The organism is Candidatus Rhabdochlamydia sp. T3358, assembly GCF_901000775.1.
GTDB lineage: Bacteria > Chlamydiota > Chlamydiia > Chlamydiales > Rhabdochlamydiaceae > Rhabdochlamydia.
Genome location: NZ_CAAJGQ010000012.1, coordinates 122,024 through 138,613 on the forward strand (window position 1 = coordinate 122,024; position 16,590 = coordinate 138,613).

The window sequence follows — 16,590 nt, forward strand, 5'->3', positions numbered from 1 at the left end:
CTTAAGGAGGGAAGTTATGGCGTTAAAAGAAACAATTCAAAGATTATTACATCAAATTGCTGACATCCGACATGATTTAGAAAAAGCAATGGAGGGTAATAAAGCAGCAGCTCAAAGAGCAAGAACTAATACGATTAGATTTTCTAAAACATCTAAGGTATTTCGTAAAGAGTCTGTAGCTGCTGCAAGATCTGGCATGAAAAAAGCTGCTAGAGCAGAAAAAGCAAAGGGCACAAAAAGAGCTCCTGCTAAAAAGAAAGCGCCGGCTCGCAAGAAAAAAAGATAAGAATTTGCTAAAGGTTAATTTTTTTTCTCGTTATGATTGAATTCATAAAAGAGAAAAAAAATGAAAGAAAGCGTTTGTTTAATTCAAAAATTCCATAAAAAAGGCTATGGAACGGGGAAAAGCCCTGGCTTCTCAAAGCCGCTTCACGTTATAGGTGGAGTTATTGGAGATGAATTAGTTGTTGAAATCAAAGCAAAACAACGCGCTTTCATCAAGCAGATTACCCACTTGTCGCCTTATAGAACAACTCCAAAGTGTTCTCATGCTCCCTCTTGTGGAGGATGTAGCTGGCAGCAAGTAGATTATTTGTTTCAATTAGAGCAAAAACAGCAACGAGTCCATGAGTTATTTGCTTCTTTTATCAAAGAGGAGTTTTTTCTTAAACCGATTCTTAGCTGCGATAGGATTTGGCAATATCGCAATAAGATGGAGTTTAGCTTTTCTCAAGATCGATCTGGGCAACAATTCTTAGGACTCATCTTAGCTGGTAGTAGAGGTCATGTATTTAACCTGCAAGAGTGTTGGTTGGTATCTGTATGGTTTTCATCCGTTGTTGCTCAGGTGAGGCTATGGTGGGAACAAAGCAGTCTTAGTGCTTATCGCTTGAATAACACAGGGTCTTTACGAACATTGATTGTACGAGAGGCTCTGAACACATCTGATAAACTCGTGATGCTTACTGTTTCTGGCAAGCCAGAATATGCTTTAAATAAAAAGCAGATCGAGCAATTTATTCAAACAATCCTATTGACAGCTCCTGAATCAGAAAGAATCAGCATCTTTTTGCGTATTCAGCAATCAATCAAAGGACAGCCTACTCAATTTTTTGAAATGCACTTGCATGGCCCAGATCATATGTTAGAAAAGCTTAACATCGACGGTAAAACCCTAACTTTTAAAATTAGTCCTACTTCTTTTTTTCAGCCTAATCCAAAACAAGCAGAAAAGTTGTTTTCAGCTGCGCTTCAAGCTATACAAGGCCCTAAAAAACATATTCTTGATCTCTATGCAGGAACCGCTACTTTATCCATTGTTTTTGCTAAAATAGCTGATAGAGTAACCGCTATTGAGCTAAATCCTCATGCTGTATTTGATGCTAAAGTAAATAAAGAGTTAAATCATATCGAGAATCTGGAAGTTATTTGCGGGGATGTAGGGCAAAAAGTGCAGGAATTAAAAAATGACCCCAGCTTTACTCCCGATTTAGTCATTGTTGACCCTCCTCGCACAGGATTAGATGCCAAAGCCATAAAATCTCTTCTAGAATTACGTTCTCAAGAAATTCTTTATATCTCTTGTAATCCAGTTACTCAAGCAAACGATATTCAATTGCTTATGCAAAAAGGATACCAATTAATGCTGCTTCAACCAGTAGATCAATTTCCTCATACAGTACATATTGAAACAATTGCTTTATTAAGACTTTTTTGAAGCTTTTGAATTTTTCTTGATTTATCCAGTGTACTTGGGCATTCTAGAGCAAAAATATCTCAAATGATAAGGATAGAATTATGAACAAAATATGTAAATTTACCATTCCAGCTCTTTGCGCAACAAGCTCTGTGTTTGCTGATGTAGAAGCAACCGGGGGTAACAGCAACTTAATGCAAATGCTATTTATGATTGGATTTGCTGTTATTTTCTTCTATTTTATTATCTGGCGTCCCGACCAAAAACGCCGTAAGCAGATGGAGCAAATGCGCAACTCCATTGCTAAAGGAGATCGTGTTACGGTTATGGGAATTCTTGGTACAATAGATAAAGTAGAAAAAGATACCGTGATTTTATCTCTTTACCAAGGTGGGAAAATGGAAGTGTTGAAAAACGCCATAACCGATATTCAACCCTCTGTTATCAAAGAGAAAGCAGTAGAGCCTACGGAAATTAAATAAGAAGCTTAACTATAAAGACAGAAAAGATCTTTTCTGTCTTTATAGTCCTATGTAAGAATCTTCATCGTATTCGTCTGAGCTAACACTTTCTTCAGATGATGATCCAAGGTCTTCTTCTTCGGAGCTTACTAAATCTAATAAAGTTTTATAACCGCTTGTGCTAAAGGCTTTTTCTATTAAGTCAAATATATTTTTACCTATACTTTCAGTAATAGATCCTGAATTCACATGTTCTGCTAAAGCCTGTGCTAAAGTGAAACATATGGTTTTTTGTTCTTGTTGCAAGTTAATGATCTTTGCATTTATGTGCTCCATTTTCTCTAGAGCATTCTTATCATATAGAGTTTTTAATTTTTCTAACTGGTCTTCATGAATTTGTTCTAGTTGGGCTCTTTCTTTTTTTTCTAATGATAATTGTTCGTGTATTTTTTCTAATGCTTCTAAAAGATCGTTATTTTCTTCTGAGGAAATACTTATTTCTTTTTGTTGTTCTTTCAACTGGTATTGAGCTGTTTTTAACTCTTTTACTTGTAATTCTGATCTATCTAATTGAAATTCTAGAAATTTTTTCTCTTCTTCTAAATTTTCAATAGTTTTTGTTTTTTCGGATAATTCTAGTGTTAAATCCTTACTGGATTTTTCCATTTTTTGTATTATGCTGGTAGTATTGTATGCAATAGGTCTAATATCTTTGAGTTCTTCTTGAAGGTCGTTTATTTCTGCTTGTAAAAGGGTTATTTCTGAGGATGTTTCGAGACTCTCTTCCAGGGATGGCGTTGTTAGAGTGTAATAATCAGAGGTAGGGGTTAATGGAACTTCTGCAATAGTGCTACTCTCTAGAGAAGAAAGATCTTCTTCCGTGGTTTTTTCTGCTTCTTTTATAATAGTATCTATGGAAGCTATCTCTTTACTTACTTCTGGTATGGCAGCTGTTTCTAATATACGTGATATTTCTTTCTCATTTTCTAGTTGGCTTTGTAATGCTTGATGGGTTTCGGATAAGCGTTGAAATTGCTCATTTAGTTCAAAAATTTCCTCATCTTTAGCAGAAAGCTGCATTTGTAAATCTTTAGTAAGCTTATCTAGTTTTTTAATTTCATTCTCAAAATTAGTAGATGATTTGATTTGATTTTGATTAGTTAGTTCTAATTGCTTTGTAAAATTTCTGTATTCTAAATCTAAGCCATTTTTTTCTTGTTGTAGATTGGATAGCTTTAAAGTCAATGGAGGTAGCTCGTTGAGTTTTTCTTGTAAGGCTGCAATCTCTTCCTCTTTGTTTCTTAAGAGTTGAGAAGTTTTCTCATGGTTTTCATTTATAAGAGAACTAGACTGTTTGAGTACTCCTAGTTCTTGCTGTAGCAGAGAGAGTTGCTCTTCTAGTTCTTGATGAGTATTGCCTGAGTTTTTGATCTGTTGCTCTAGTTCGGCAATTTTTTTGTTTTTAGTAGAAAGTTGTGTTTGTAAAAGTACATTTGAGTTATTTAATTCTTCAATTTTATTATTATAGTCTGTAAATAGATCAGACTGAGTTTTTCTAGCTTGATCCAATTGTCCTTTAACTTTCCCAAGGTCTATCTCTAAACCATCTTTTTCTTGTTGTAGAAGAGATAGCTGTAAGGGCAATTGAGATAGCTCTTCAAGCTTTTCTTTTTGTGACTGAGAAAGTTTCTCTTCTAGTTCTTGATAGGTATTAGCTGAGCTTTTGATCTGTTTATCTAGTTCATTAATCTGTTCATTCTTAGCAGAAAGTTGTGTTTGTAAAACTGTATTTAATCTTTTTAATTCTTCAATGTTATTAGTATATCTTGCAGATAGCTCAGTCTGAGCTTCTCTAGCTTGAGTAAGTTGTTCTGTAAGCTTTTCATGTTCTGATTCTAAGTCAGTTTTTTCTTTAGATAATTCCTTAAGGCCTTCTTTTAGATCAATAAGCTCTTCTAAGGCTGCATTTTCTTTAGGCATCTCCTTAATTTCAGCATCTTGGAAAACCGATGGAAGCGGAGTAGGTGTTTGATTTAGATTTCTAGATAAAAGATCTAGTAATGCTCGGTAAACGTCCCGTTGGTTATCTACTAGTTTATTAATCAGAGCATATTCTTCAGTATGAGGATAGGTAATATTTTCTTGGTTTTTTGATAAATTGTGAATAGCTTGGCTTAAAGATGCAAGTTGTTCTTTTATTACTTGTAGCTCTTCAGAATGAGGGGTTTTCTTATTTAGCTGATTTTTCAATTCTTCTATTTTGGCATGCAGTTGCTGTATTTGGGGACTTGATAGGGTAGCATCAAAACCGATTTTAAAAGGAACTTGTTCATCTTGGCTTAGTGGTGAAGGTATAAATAAAGGACGGATTTTTTCAGATTCTAATCTAGCAGAAGGATCAAGAGAAAAAGGTTCTTTAAATAACGAGTCTACTTTTTTAATGATTTTTTCTTTTCTTGTTTTAATTTCTTCAGAGAGCTCTGGATCTTTTTTTGTATAAGAGGTATCTATTTTTAAATTTTCTAAGTCTCTTTCTAATAGCTGAATTGTAATCTCATCTTTTGTAAGGTGGATGCGAAGTTTGGTGTCTTTAGAGGGGTCAAAATCAGGGATAAGAGCAAGAAATCCTTCTGCATTAAGAAGTTTTCCTACTTTTTTTGCGATTCCTGTTTGTATTGCTTCTTGTAAATCATTAGGGCAGGATAGAGGGGACCCTTCCTGATTAAACATTTGCAAATTTGATATATTAAGTTTATTTATCATGATGTTTTTTATTATTATTTTTATATTAAGTAAGTTATTTGATTCTATTTTATATGTTTAAGATAAATTTATGTTAAAGACAGGAGTATAAAATTAATTAATTTTTACTTACGATAAATTAATATATATGGTAAATCTTTTTTAGAGGGTTTATGCTTTTAATTACCAGTATTTTATGTTTTTTTGGTTCTTTCAGTTTTTTTCCAAAAATGCAACCTACGGTGTATTTGTCCTGGGAAAATGACCCCACTACGAGTATGGTTGTGCATTGGTACACGGAAAGTAAAGAAGACTCCAAGCTCAAATATCGCAAACAAGGAGAAAGCCTATGGTCTTACAAGCAAGGGACTTACATTTATTTGCAGCATTTACCCATGCGGATTCACTCGGTGGAACTGGTTGATCTTGAGCCTAATACAGAATATGAGTTCAGCTTGGGTAAGAAGATCTATCGATTTCGGAGTCTCCCTACTGATTTAAGTCGTCCTCTTGTGTTTGCTGTAGGGGGTGATGTTTATTACTATTTAGATTTAATGCGCAAAATGGCAGCGCAAATCGCAGCTAGATCGCCTGATTTTGTGGTAGTTGGAGGAGACATTGCTTATACCCGTGGAACCAAGCAACTGCTTAAACAAAGAGATTGGCAGGAAAAAAGATGGGTTACTTTTTTCAATACTTGGTCGGAAACAATGAAAACTCCTGATGGACGGTTAATCCCGATTATTGGGGTATTGGGGAACCATGATGTCGAGCGTATAGGTCTAGACGAAGAGGAAATAATATATAAATTTTTACCCGAAATAAGATCTTTTAAAGTGATAGATATCGGTAATCATTTGTCTCTTTTTTTACTTGATACTGGGCATTGGTATCAAATTAAAGCACAGGAGAAGTGGCTAGAAAAAGAGTTAGAAAAAAGAGAGAGAACCGCCTATAAAATGGCGGTCTATCACGTTTCAGGATACCCTTCTGTTTACTCTGAAGAGGGAATAACCCCAAAGAGGGTTAGAGAGTATTGGCATCCTCATTTTGATCGTTATCATCTACAAATAGCTTTTGAAAATCATAACCATGCTTATAAGAGAACCTATCCTTTAAAGAATGGGAAATACGACCCAGATGGAGTTATATATATGGGAGATGGCTCTTGGGGGGTTTGGGCAAGGGCTCCTAAAGAGAAATGGTATTTAGAAAAAGCAGCAAAAGTCAACTCGGTATGTTTAGTACAAATAGACCAAGAAAAGGCGGTAGTAGAGGCAATAGATATCAAGGGAAAGGTTATTGATTCTGTGACAATTAGGCCTCAAGGAGCAGGATCTGCTCCTTGAGGAGATTTTTTAAGGACAGAAATCTGCCATTTTTTCCAACACTCGATTAGAACGCAAAATAAAAGAGGATAGGGCCTCTGGCGCTAGCTCTTTTTGAGAAAGCAAGGAAAGCTCATAAATATGATGAATAAGCTCTTTGGCAAGTTCTGGTTCTTTTGCTTCTAATTGATAGGCTTTTTGTACAAGCTTATTATTAGTGTTCACTACAAAAGTGTTTTTAGAAGGCAAATTGAAGGACTGCTTAGTTAAAGCCATTGTCTCACGCATCCTTCGCATATGCTCATCAATCACCAAAAGAGCTGGAACTGTGTCATTGGTAAGGCTTTTTGCTTCTATTTCGAGATGCTCTATTTGTAATTTAGAACGGATGAAATCTGCGATTTTAGCAGCCTCTGTACGCCCATCTGTATCAAGTAGAGTGTGTTCCCTAGTTTTATCAAGGATGGTTTCATCAAGTGCTCCATCAATTCTCTGAAAGCTTATCTTATCTAATTTGCTTTCTAAGAAACTCATCAGGTGATTATCAATTGGTGAAGGGGCATACAAAACCTGTATACCTTTTGCTTGATATAGATCAAGAATGTGGCTATGAGAATGCTCTTGAGAAACATAGAAGATTTTATTTTCATGAGAAGAACGATTACGTTCTATATATTCTTCTACTGTTGTCCATTCTTTGTTTGTTTGTTGCCAAATGAGCAAGCTTTTAAGACGCTCATACCACTTGTCATCTTGTAAAATCCCCAGTTTGATAATCCACTCAATATCTGGCCATGTTTGAATAAACTGCTCGCGGTTAGTGTTATATAAAGAGAGTAGGCGATCGCTTACTTTCTTAGAGATATGTTGAGATAATTGTCTTACCGTGCGATCGATCTGCAAGGTACTACGCGATACATTTAAAGGAATATCAGGGCTATCAATAGCTCCTCTTAATACCATAAGATAGTCTGGTAAAACATCTTTACAGTTGTCTGATACATAAACACGATTACAAAAGAGCTTAATGGTATTTTGATTCCAGTCAAAGCGGCCTGTAATCTTAGGAAAATAGAGGATCCCTTTTAGATTAAATGGATAATCTACATTGAGATGGATCCAAAAGATCGGATCTGGCTCTAGGGGATAGAGTTGATGATAGAAGTCGATATATTCTTTATCGCTGCACTCAGCAGAGCTCTTTAACCACAGGGGGTCTTTAGCATTGATTTGCTTGTCATTTAAATAAATGGGAACCGGCAAAAATGCACAATACTTTTGCAGGAGGGTATTGATTCTTGTCTCTTCTAAAAACTCTTCTGCTTCTGAAGACACATATAATGTAATCGTAGTTCCTCTAGATGCCCTAGTTCCTTTCTCTAGTTCATAGGAAGAAGAACCATCACAAGACCAAAGAGCGGGCTCTGTTTCTGGAACGTAAGAGAGAGAATCAATGCTAACCTTATCCGCAACCATATAGGCGGAATAAAATCCAAGGCCAAAATGACCAATGATTTGATCTTGTTCTTTTTCGGTTTTATATTTGCTTAAAAATTCTTTTGCTCCTGAGAAGGCAATCTGTGCGATATATTTTTCTATTTCCTCTGCACTCATGCCAAGGCCTGTGTCGCTAAAAGTTAGAGTTTTTTTCTCTTTATCGATGGTTAAATCAATCCGAAAAGAACTATCTTCAATAGAGAGCTTTTCATGATCTTTTAACACTTTGCACTTATGAATGGCATCACATGCATTAGAAATAAGCTCACGTACAAAAATTTCTTTGTCTGAATAGAGCCACTGTTTAATGATCGGTAGAATATTTTCTGTATCAATTTTTAAATTGCCGTGCTTCATTATATACCTCCTTTAATCGTATTATTTAGATGGAATACGACAATAGTTTGAGAACAAATTAATATCAATTAATTTAGCTTCCTCTAAAACAATCAGTAAGATCGTAATGGGGACTAGCCATCTAATCATAAAAAACCAGACAGGCACAATTTCACCAAGATTTGATTCATTGAGAAACTCTTCATATGCGGTTTGACAATGTTTTTGTATCTGTTTCAGGTTATTCCTGTTTTTTAACTAAGGGGTATAAATTATCTCTTTTCATAGATTAGACGTCAAGTATTGAGGCAAATTGATTCAATCGGCTATTTTGAAAAAAAAGATTACAGGAAGGAGCTATGCGTATTTTTGTTTCTCAATTAAATCCAACTATTGGTGATTTAGAAGGAAACACAAAAAAAATACTTTATTCTTTAGAGCAGGCGCGCTTAAGCAATGCAGAGCTTGTTCTCTTTTCAGAACTTATTTTGTCCGGCTATCCTCCAGAGGACTTATTATTACAAAGGTCTTTTATTGAAGCGCATGCTTATTATTTGGAACAGATTATTGAAGCATCTTCTGGTTTAATTGTGATTTTAGGATTGGTTCGTCAAAACAAAGATAGAGCAGGAAAATCTCTGATCAATAGCGCTGCAGTTATTTATGATAGAAAACTTTTAGGCTTTCAAGATAAACAATTGCTTCCTACCTACGATGTCTTTGATGAGAGGCGCTATTTTGAACCGGGATCAAAAACCTGTATCTGGCCATTGAAGGGTAAAAGAATAGGGATTTTGATTTGTGAGGATATGTGGCAACACTTAGGAGGTAGTTATACCCACGATCCTGTATTGGATCTAGTTGATTTGCAACCAGATCTTATCCTTAACTTATCAGCTTCTCCCTATAGATTTGAAAAGTTAGAAACTCGTATTGAAGTATGTCTTGCTTGTGCACGCACATTGAAATGTCCTGTTGTACTTTGTTGTCAGGTGGGAGCTAATGATCAGCTTGTATTTGCAGGCTATAGTACCTATGTAAACAGCCAAGCTAAACTGCAACAATTAGCAAAAGGATTTGAAGAAGATACCATGCTTCTTGATACAGATGCTGTATCGACCCCCTATACCTTTACTACCGATCCGTTTAAAGATTTATATCAAGCACTGGTATTGGGTGTGAGGGATTACTTTGTTAAACTGGGATTTAAAAAAGCTTGTTTGGGAATATCAGGTGGCATTGATTCTGCTTTGGTAGCTTGCATTGCAGTGGATGCATTAGGTAGAGAAAATGTATTAGGCATTACGATGCCTTCTTGCTATAGTTCAAAACAAAGTCTCTTGGATGCTATGGAATTAGCAAAAAACTTAAAAATAACGCTAAAGCAGATTCCTATTGAAAAGCCTTTTCAAGCATATCTTGAACTTTTACAGCCTTATTTTGTAGATCAAGAATTTGATGCGACCGAGGAGAATTTACAAGCTCGCATTAGAGGGGCCATTCTAATGGCTTTTTCCAATAAGTTTGGATACTTAGTTTTAAGTACAGGTAATAAAAGTGAGATGGCAATGGGTTATTGCACTTTATATGGGGATATGTGTGGAGGTTTAAGTGTGCTATCAGATGTGACTAAACAGCAGGTGTATATCTTAGCCAATTTACATAAACAGCGTATTCCTGTATCTACGTTAAAAAAGCCCCCTTCAGCTGAGCTTAAGCCCAATCAATTAGACAGTGACTCTCTTCCTCCTTATGATATTATAGATCAAGTATTACAAGGATATATGGAAGAACACCTTTCTCCTGAAGAGATTTCCCATCAATATCAAATACCACTGGATCTAGTGAAGCAATTAATTAAAAGAATGTACAACGCAGAGTATAAACGCCAGCAAGCGGCTCCTGGAATTCGCGTAAGTCGCAGGGCTTTTCAAGCAGGAAGGAGATTTCCCATTGTACAAAAATGGGTTTAGGTTTCATCCCAGGAAAAAGGTAGAATGGGCTTTAGGTTATCTAACCCATGTTTAAGAGCAAGCAGGCGATCAAATCCTAAGGCTACTCCACAACAAGAAGGAAGCTTGAGATCTTGGAGAAATTTTTCATCGATAGGAAGGGCTTCTTTTCCCATTAAAAGGCGAATTTGGTTAGCTTCTTCGATACGTAGTTTATTTTCTTGTGGATCGGTTAATTCTTGATATCCATTGGCTATTTCTACCGTTTTATAATACACCTCAAAGCGACACGCTACCAACTTTTGATCAACTAAACGGGTTTTGGCAAGTGCTGCTTGTTCTTTGGGAAAATCGGTAATCACAGTCAGGTAATGAGGATCTAAAGTAGGTTCAACCACAGAGCTCATCACTAATTGAATCAAAGCATCCCTATCCCAATTTGTATCGGATACCTGAATCTTATGAGCTTTTAGGCAGTCCAATAACTTTTGTATATCACACGTATCACAATCGATTTTTGTAGCCTGGATGAAAACCTCTCGATAGGTATAAGTATGAATAGGAAGATTGCCCAAGGCTATCTGCAATAGCTCCAAAGTTTCTGTAATGATTTGCTCTAAGGACCAGTCTATTCGATACCATTCCAGCATGGTGAATTCTGGGTTATGCCATCTACCGAATTCATGATCTCGAAACACGTGACTGAGTTGATAGATATCTTTGATACCATAAGAGAGCAGCCTCTTCATGCGGTATTCTGGAGAAGTGTGTAAATAGCCTATTTTATCACTTATACAAACCTTCATTACGTCGATATGAGGATCTATGGGAGCTGTCAGAGATAATGCAGGGCAATCCACTTCTAAAACCTTTCTTTGCAAAAAAAAGTTACGTACTTTAGCAAGTAGATCGGCTCTGCTATATAATAAAGAGAGATCTTTTTTAGACACGAGCGACGTAGTCTCCCGTACGTGTGTCTATTTTAATCTTCTCTCCTTCTTCAATAAAGATAGGAACTTGTACTTTTGCACCACTTTCTGTAACCGCTGGTTTTAAAACACGTCCAGAAGCGGTATCTCCGCGTGCTCCCGGAGCTGTTTCCACAATACGCATTTCCATGAAAGTAGGGGGGATAACATCAATCGGCTGTCCTTTATAGAAGGTTACATCATACAAGACCTCTTCAAGTAGCCATTGCTGTTTATCTTCCAAGATAGAAAGAGGAATGGTAAATTGTTCAAAGGACTCATCGTCCATAAAAACAACCCCATCAGATTCTTTGTATAACATACGCATCTTCAGCTCTTCTACATCTGCTGTTGCGACCTTTTCACCTGATTTAAAAGTTTTTTCTATCACACGCCCTGTCATCAAATGCTTGAGTTTAATACGATTGAAAGGTTGTCCTTTCCCCGGTTTAACAAACTCATTGCTAACAACGGTATAAGGCTCTTTTTCGATTTCTACTTTAAAACCACCTCTTAGATCACTTGTGCTATATTGGGCCATGTCGTTCCTCTTTTAAAAAGACCATTTTGAATAACAGATGTTTAAAATGCAAGATTTCAAGTCTGTTAGAAGTTGGTATTTTATATTAGAATTACAAGAGATCGCTAATGAAAAGAGTATCAATTTAACAAAGTTTTTTTTAAAGCATTTCTTCTAAAACAGCAGAAGTGTTTATGGATATAAATAATTATATATATTCCTTGAGGTTTACGGTCTTATCAGTATGAAAATTGGGAATGTAACCCATCAAGCTTTAAGTAGAATACAATTCTCAGCAGAATGAAGACACGTTTAGATCATAAAATGATCAATAACAAAAAAAATATTGACTTAATCTTTTTTTAACAATTAATATGTTTAATCTTTAAATATAAAAGTTGAAAAGAAAACAAGACCTAATAAAGCATTCAATATTTGTTACAAAAAAGAGCAGTAAAATGACCATTCCTAATCAACCTACTACCAATCAAGCACCTTGCAGTTTAGATCTACTTCCTGCAAATCAACTAGTAGTAGAGCCTATATGCAGTTGGAGACTAAGTGCTCCTTACTTAGAAGTAAAAGTATCTAACGACGGAGAAAGTATTCGATATTCTGTATACAATCACCATCCAGGTATTAGACGCTATTGGCCAAACAGTGCTTCTTCTTCAATACACCTTACATCGGTGTTTATGCACTGTATTTGGCAAGGGATTGAAGGAGAAAAAGAAAGTCGACTATTTAGTGATAAAAAAAAGGCAGCCCTTCTTTCCGTTGACCTAATCACAAAAAAAATAGGAGTAAAAGAATGGACAAATTTTAATGATTTTCTGATCACACGTAACCCTATCAATCCAATTATTAATGAAGATAATAGCTTAGAGTTTCAAGAAGAGATAAGAGAAATCCCTAGAAATAGACCTTATGATTTAGATGCAGAAGAAGGAATTACACGGTGGCGCAGAACTGAAGAAGGTGCCCTAATTCTACATGAAGGAGAGCCAATGAGTGAAAAAACCATTAAAGTATGGTCTGGGGATCGTGATATTCGCCTTATTAAATACACCCACAAATCACAGGAAAGAATACTATGTAGATCTTTCAATTGGGCAACTAAGGAAAACCCTGAAGCGCCTTGTAGGTTTGCTCCAGGTTCAGAACCTCCTTTACCAAATACTAGCGCTAATATTGACACTGTTGTTCAATGCATGAAAAGGTACACACCTCAACTAGAGAATATTGCAAACGAAGAATTAGTAACCTTTTATAGACAGCACCCGTTAAAATATTTTATGCCCGATCACGTTTTATCTAGAACAAGAGCAATAGATGTTCAAAGATGGGTATATCAGCAATTTTACCGTAAAGAGGGCGAAAATATAGAGCGCTTTGAATATACAAATTTCGTGAGTGTAAAAGAAGTAATCTTTTCTTTTGGAAAGAAAGGGCAACAAGAGGAACTTGCAAACTCCCTTGGTATTGAAGCGTGGCACGTTGAAATGAAAAGACAAGCAGGATGGGTTCTGCAACTTCCTATAGGATTCCTAGATTTCTTTTCAGGTATATTTTTAGCAAGCGCACAAAATCCACCCGAAGCTGATAAAAAAGCCATGAAAAGACTAGTGCAAGGCATTCCCATGATAGATACAGAAAGGAATAAAACTATAGATGATTTTGCCATAGAACTAGGTGCTTGCTCTATCATACATTTTTATATGGCGTGGGATAGATCGGTATCTCAATTAGAAATTAATGGGAGAGTCTGGGTTAGGAATTTTGGTAATGCAGGAAGAGGTGTTAGAGGAACAATTGTAAGCACAGCAGAACGGCTTGCAGCTGTTTTGGGGCAAGTGGGGATAGGAGATATAAATCGTGGATTAGAAAATGCAGCCCAACTTGCTGAGAATGCCGAAAGAGCTAGAATAGCATGGGAAGGATTTAGAGGAAGAAGAGCGCCTCCTCAAGCAAATCCAGCTAATTAAAACATAAGAGAACAAAATAGCTAATCCAAGTACAGTATTGCAATACTAAAGGAATTTATCATGTCTTTACCAATAGGATCTGGATCATCCCAACCAAGATCTTCTCAGGAACTTTATCTAACTGCTGCAGAAGCACTAGATAGTCCTAGTACTAGTCATGTTGTTTGCCGCAGAAGCAGTGAACAGGCGTCCACAATAGCTCGATGCAACTCATCAGATAATCTTATAGAGCAGGATGCTGCTGTAAAACCACCTGCTTTTTTAGCTTGGCAACCTTCTCCCGGATCCATAGCAAGTTATGTCGCAGATCTCTTTGAGGCAGGAGGAGTAAATCACAATCTCAGTCCTGCTAAAGCTCGAGAATTTGTGGATGCTATGCGCGCTTTTCAAAAACCCACAGAAAATAAAATTGCAAGAAATACCCAAGAAGGAACCTCTAAAATTGAATTTAGGCCAAAACATAGCCTTTCAGATATCCATGATCTCGGCCTCTTTTTAGAAAAAAAGGGGAGATTTGCTGGCTGTAATGGTTCTGTTGAACAGAAAGCTATTATTAATGGAAAAGAGATAAGCTATTCAGCCATAAATATAATCAATTATCAAGACTTAGTAGGTAAAAAATATCAACTTCTTTGGGAAAACCGCGCTCCAAAGAACTCTGAAGAGTATAAAATCCCTAAGGGTCGTTATTCCGCATCTAGGATTTGGCCTGAAAGAAAGAAAACATCCGATCAGCTTGAGAAACAGTTATCTAATCAAAAACGTTTACTTCAGAGAGCTGTAGAGAAGATGCATGTTGATGGTAAGCCTTTTGATCCAGCTTTTACACGTATTTATATGCTAACGGATAAGGAAGATAGAGTCAATAAATTGGCTCTTTCCAATACAGCTGAAATAAATGGTATTTTTTTTGAATATAGAACTAAGATAGTGCCATTAGAGCAAGAGGTAGCTTGCATAGCAGAAATAGATAACAGCCCAACTTATACGATACAGTACATATGTAATGCGATTGAAGCGGATCTAAATGATAACCCTATTGAAATAGTAGATCTTCACAAGATTTCACATCTTTTAGAACAATTAGGTGGTTTCGCTTCTTCTTCTGCATGTGTGGAGCGAGAATATACGATTGGTGGAAAAGAGTGTCATTGCACAGCGATCATTTTGAGGAACCGTCAAGATCTAGTCAATGAGAGATATTTCCAATTGTGGGATACATATGGCTTGCAACATGACCTATCGCAAATACCACCTAAATGTGATTACCCTGTGTCTTTGTTTCAAAAGAAAAAGACACCTAAAGAAGCAGATGAGCAGTTAATTTATCAAAAAGAGCTTTTGCAAAAAGCTGTAGAAAAGATGTACATAGAAGGAGTTCCTTTCGACCCGCTTTTTGCGCGTGTTTACATACCGACAGATCAAGAGCGTATAGATAATGGGGCTTCTATCTTCAATATAGCTCAAACAGATACAATTCTTTTTGTATATGCGAAATCAGAAAATAAGGATGTGCCCCTACATGCAGTAGACCAAATATGTGAAGCGATTAAGACAATGGCAGCAGATAAGTTCCCAGCTATCAACACAGCAGAAACAAGCGCAATAGATACAACGCTAAAAGTAGCAGGTAGGGTGGCTGGTTTTTTTTTGCTACCGCAAGGCAGGTATTAAAGAGTATTTTCCATTTTTTTTCTTGGGGAATCAGAAAAATTTGGCAAATGTTTTAATGATTTAAGACTAAATAAAGGCTTTAACTACTACAGCTTGCTTTGTTTGAGTTTTCTGCATAATTGACTTTAAATTTTTATCAGTTATTGCAAGCAAAGCCAATGCAAAATCCAATTAAGAAAACAGTAAATGCTAAGAGGATGAAACGGACATTCATAGGTTAACTCTGGTTTTTATATTCAGAAATGTTTCCGTTATAAAGGTTCTAAGCAAGCTAAATTCTATTTGCTTGTTTTCGGATGCGACTGGCTGTTTTAAGCATTAATTCTAATTGTTTTGCAGCGTAGCTCTTTTTTTAGAATAACTATTATTACTCTTTCATTAATTATTTTGGAGTTATATTTCTCGATTTGAAAGATATTCCGTGTAGACCTCTGTTGTTTATAGGTCGAGAAGCGATCCTATTACAAAATCAACAACACCATGACTCATTCCACCAAGTGCGCTGGTTATGCTACTACCATTTTTTATTCGGATCATTTTTTTATAACAGGCAAAGAAGCCACTCGAAATTAGGATATCTATCACCTTGTAAATTTGAAAAAATGTATTTTGAAAAACAACGTCTGTGTTCTTAATCCCAGTTTTGGGTTTTTCTCTTTGATTTTAAAGTAGATAGGTACTCATTTGGTGATCTTAAATTGCGAATTTGCAATAGTTTGAACAAATGAGCAAAATCTAGATGAAAAATACTAGGTTCCAAGCAAGTTTAGAAATAGACAAATCATTTGTTATCAATATTTTAGATTGTGATTCTTATTGGATAAAAACCCAAAACTCAGGTTCTTAGTGTCCACAAAAGGGTTGCAATATCAGTATCTACTCAAGAAGGTTGGTTATATATAGCGGTGGTAATGGATCTTTTTTCTAGGAAAGTAGTAGGCCTTAGCATGAGTGATAGGCTAGAGACAGAGCTAGTCACAAAAGCGTTAAAGCAAGCTCTGTACAATCGCAAAACAAATAAAGACTTGATGTTTCACTCAGATAGAGGAACTCAATACACGAGTAATGAATTTAAAGAATTGGCTAATCGACATGGGATAACATTAAGTATGAGTGCAAAAGGGCGCTGTTACGACAATGCAGTTGCAGAAAGTTTTTTTCACACCTTAAAAACAGAAGAGGTTCACCTCAGCAACTATAGAATTAGAGAAGAAGCCAAAACCAGTATTTTTGAATATGTAGAGATTTTTTATAACCGCAAAAGATTGCATTCGACTTTAGGATATGTGTCGCCTATAGATTTTGAGGCTGCATGGAATTGTACAGCTGAGAGAGTGATATAAAAAGAAAAGTTTTAATGAAGATATCGCAAGCGAGCCCTGCATAGCTCGCGGAGACGATACGAATGAAGATAGAAAAATTTATGTTCTA

Annotated in this window: 11 protein-coding genes and 1 pseudogene; 8 read left to right on the forward strand and 4 right to left on the reverse strand. The window is 36.1% G+C overall.

Going from position 1 to position 16,590, the window contains the following annotated elements:
* The first annotated feature begins 16 nt into the window (after positions 1-16).
* The 3 genes from RHTP_RS03695 to yajC all read left to right on the forward strand — a co-directional run bounded on the left by RHTP_RS03695 (position 17) and on the right by yajC (position 2,178).
* On the forward strand, positions 17-286 hold the full coding sequence (locus RHTP_RS03695) for an Hc1-related histone H1-like protein (RefSeq protein ID WP_138106779.1): 270 nt from the start codon (positions 17-19) through the stop codon (positions 284-286).
* Between the two features lie 60 nt (positions 287-346).
* Entirely contained in the window at positions 347-1,717 is a 1,371-nt protein-coding gene (gene rlmD, locus RHTP_RS03700; protein WP_138106780.1) for a 23S rRNA (uracil(1939)-C(5))-methyltransferase RlmD, read from the forward strand.
* 80 nt (positions 1,718-1,797) lie between these two features.
* Positions 1,798-2,178 carry a preprotein translocase subunit YajC gene (yajC, locus tag RHTP_RS03705; protein WP_212742853.1) on the forward strand — a complete coding sequence of 127 codons (381 nt, stop codon included), beginning with the start codon at positions 1,798-1,800 and terminating at the stop codon, positions 2,176-2,178.
* 39 nt (positions 2,179-2,217) lie between these two features.
* Here yajC and RHTP_RS03710 read toward each other — a convergent pair whose 3' ends face one another.
* Positions 2,218-4,920, reverse strand: a complete 2,703-nt coding sequence (locus tag RHTP_RS03710; RefSeq protein WP_138106782.1) for a hypothetical protein — start codon at positions 4,918-4,920, stop codon at positions 2,218-2,220.
* A 152-nt stretch (positions 4,921-5,072) separates the two neighbouring features.
* Between RHTP_RS03710 and RHTP_RS03715 the strand changes: the two genes are divergently transcribed.
* Positions 5,073-6,248 carry a purple acid phosphatase family protein gene (locus RHTP_RS03715; RefSeq protein ID WP_138106783.1) on the forward strand — a complete coding sequence of 392 codons (1,176 nt, stop codon included), beginning with the start codon at positions 5,073-5,075 and terminating at the stop codon, positions 6,246-6,248.
* Between the two features lie 9 nt (positions 6,249-6,257).
* On the opposite strand, the gene htpG is transcribed toward RHTP_RS03715, so the two are convergent.
* On the reverse strand, positions 6,258-8,081 hold the full coding sequence (htpG, locus tag RHTP_RS03720) for a molecular chaperone HtpG (RefSeq protein ID WP_138106784.1): 1,824 nt from the start codon (positions 8,079-8,081) through the stop codon (positions 6,258-6,260).
* A 338-nt stretch (positions 8,082-8,419) separates the two neighbouring features.
* Between htpG and RHTP_RS03725 the strand changes: the two genes are divergently transcribed.
* Positions 8,420-10,033: an NAD+ synthase gene (locus tag RHTP_RS03725; protein ID WP_138106785.1), complete on the forward strand. Its 1,614-nt coding sequence runs from the start codon at positions 8,420-8,422 to the stop codon at positions 10,031-10,033.
* On the opposite strand, the gene epmA is transcribed toward RHTP_RS03725, so the two are convergent.
* Complete coding sequence (gene epmA / locus RHTP_RS03730; protein ID WP_138106786.1) at positions 10,030-10,962, reverse strand: EF-P lysine aminoacylase EpmA; 933 nt, start codon at positions 10,960-10,962, stop codon at positions 10,030-10,032. The two genes, RHTP_RS03725 and epmA, sit on opposite strands and share 4 nt — an antisense overlap.
* Positions 10,955-11,521: an elongation factor P gene (gene efp, locus RHTP_RS03735; protein WP_138106787.1), complete on the reverse strand. Its 567-nt coding sequence runs from the start codon at positions 11,519-11,521 to the stop codon at positions 10,955-10,957. Before efp ends, epmA begins: the two co-directional genes overlap by 8 nt.
* Positions 11,522-11,958: 437 nt before the next feature.
* Here efp and RHTP_RS03740 point away from each other — a divergent pair, with 437 nt between their 5' ends.
* The 3 genes and pseudogenes from RHTP_RS03740 to RHTP_RS03750 all read left to right on the forward strand — a co-directional run.
* A complete protein-coding gene (locus RHTP_RS03740) occupies positions 11,959-13,485 on the forward strand; it encodes a hypothetical protein (protein WP_138106788.1) in 1,527 nt (508 codons plus the stop codon).
* Positions 13,486-13,545: 60 nt separating this feature from the next.
* A complete protein-coding gene (locus RHTP_RS03745) occupies positions 13,546-15,159 on the forward strand; it encodes a hypothetical protein (RefSeq protein WP_138106789.1) in 1,614 nt (537 codons plus the stop codon).
* Positions 15,160-16,031: 872 nt separating this feature from the next.
* Positions 16,032-16,502: pseudogene (locus RHTP_RS03750) on the forward strand (IS3 family transposase); the annotation flags it as partial.
* Between the last annotated feature and the right edge of the window lie 88 nt (positions 16,503-16,590).

What these genes read in the sequence shown, in the direction of transcription:
- RHTP_RS03710 (WP_138106782.1), bottom strand. Translation starts at nt 4,920, where the DNA reads ATGATAAATAAACTTAATATATCAAATTTGCAAATGTTTAATCAGGAA.
- RHTP_RS03740 (WP_138106788.1), top strand. Translation starts at nt 11,959, where the DNA reads ATGACCATTCCTAATCAACCTACTACCAATCAAGCACCTTGCAGTTTA.
- efp (WP_138106787.1), bottom strand. Translation starts at nt 11,521, where the DNA reads ATGGCCCAATATAGCACAAGTGATCTAAGAGGTGGTTTTAAAGTAGAA.
- RHTP_RS03725 (WP_138106785.1), top strand. Translation starts at nt 8,420, where the DNA reads ATGCGTATTTTTGTTTCTCAATTAAATCCAACTATTGGTGATTTAGAA.
- rlmD (WP_138106780.1), top strand. Translation starts at nt 347, where the DNA reads ATGAAAGAAAGCGTTTGTTTAATTCAAAAATTCCATAAAAAAGGCTAT.
- RHTP_RS03695 (WP_138106779.1), top strand. Translation starts at nt 17, where the DNA reads ATGGCGTTAAAAGAAACAATTCAAAGATTATTACATCAAATTGCTGAC.
- RHTP_RS03715 (WP_138106783.1), top strand. Translation starts at nt 5,073, where the DNA reads ATGCTTTTAATTACCAGTATTTTATGTTTTTTTGGTTCTTTCAGTTTT.
- htpG (WP_138106784.1), bottom strand. Translation starts at nt 8,081, where the DNA reads ATGAAGCACGGCAATTTAAAAATTGATACAGAAAATATTCTACCGATC.
- RHTP_RS03745 (WP_138106789.1), top strand. Translation starts at nt 13,546, where the DNA reads ATGTCTTTACCAATAGGATCTGGATCATCCCAACCAAGATCTTCTCAG.
- yajC (WP_212742853.1), top strand. Translation starts at nt 1,798, where the DNA reads ATGAACAAAATATGTAAATTTACCATTCCAGCTCTTTGCGCAACAAGC.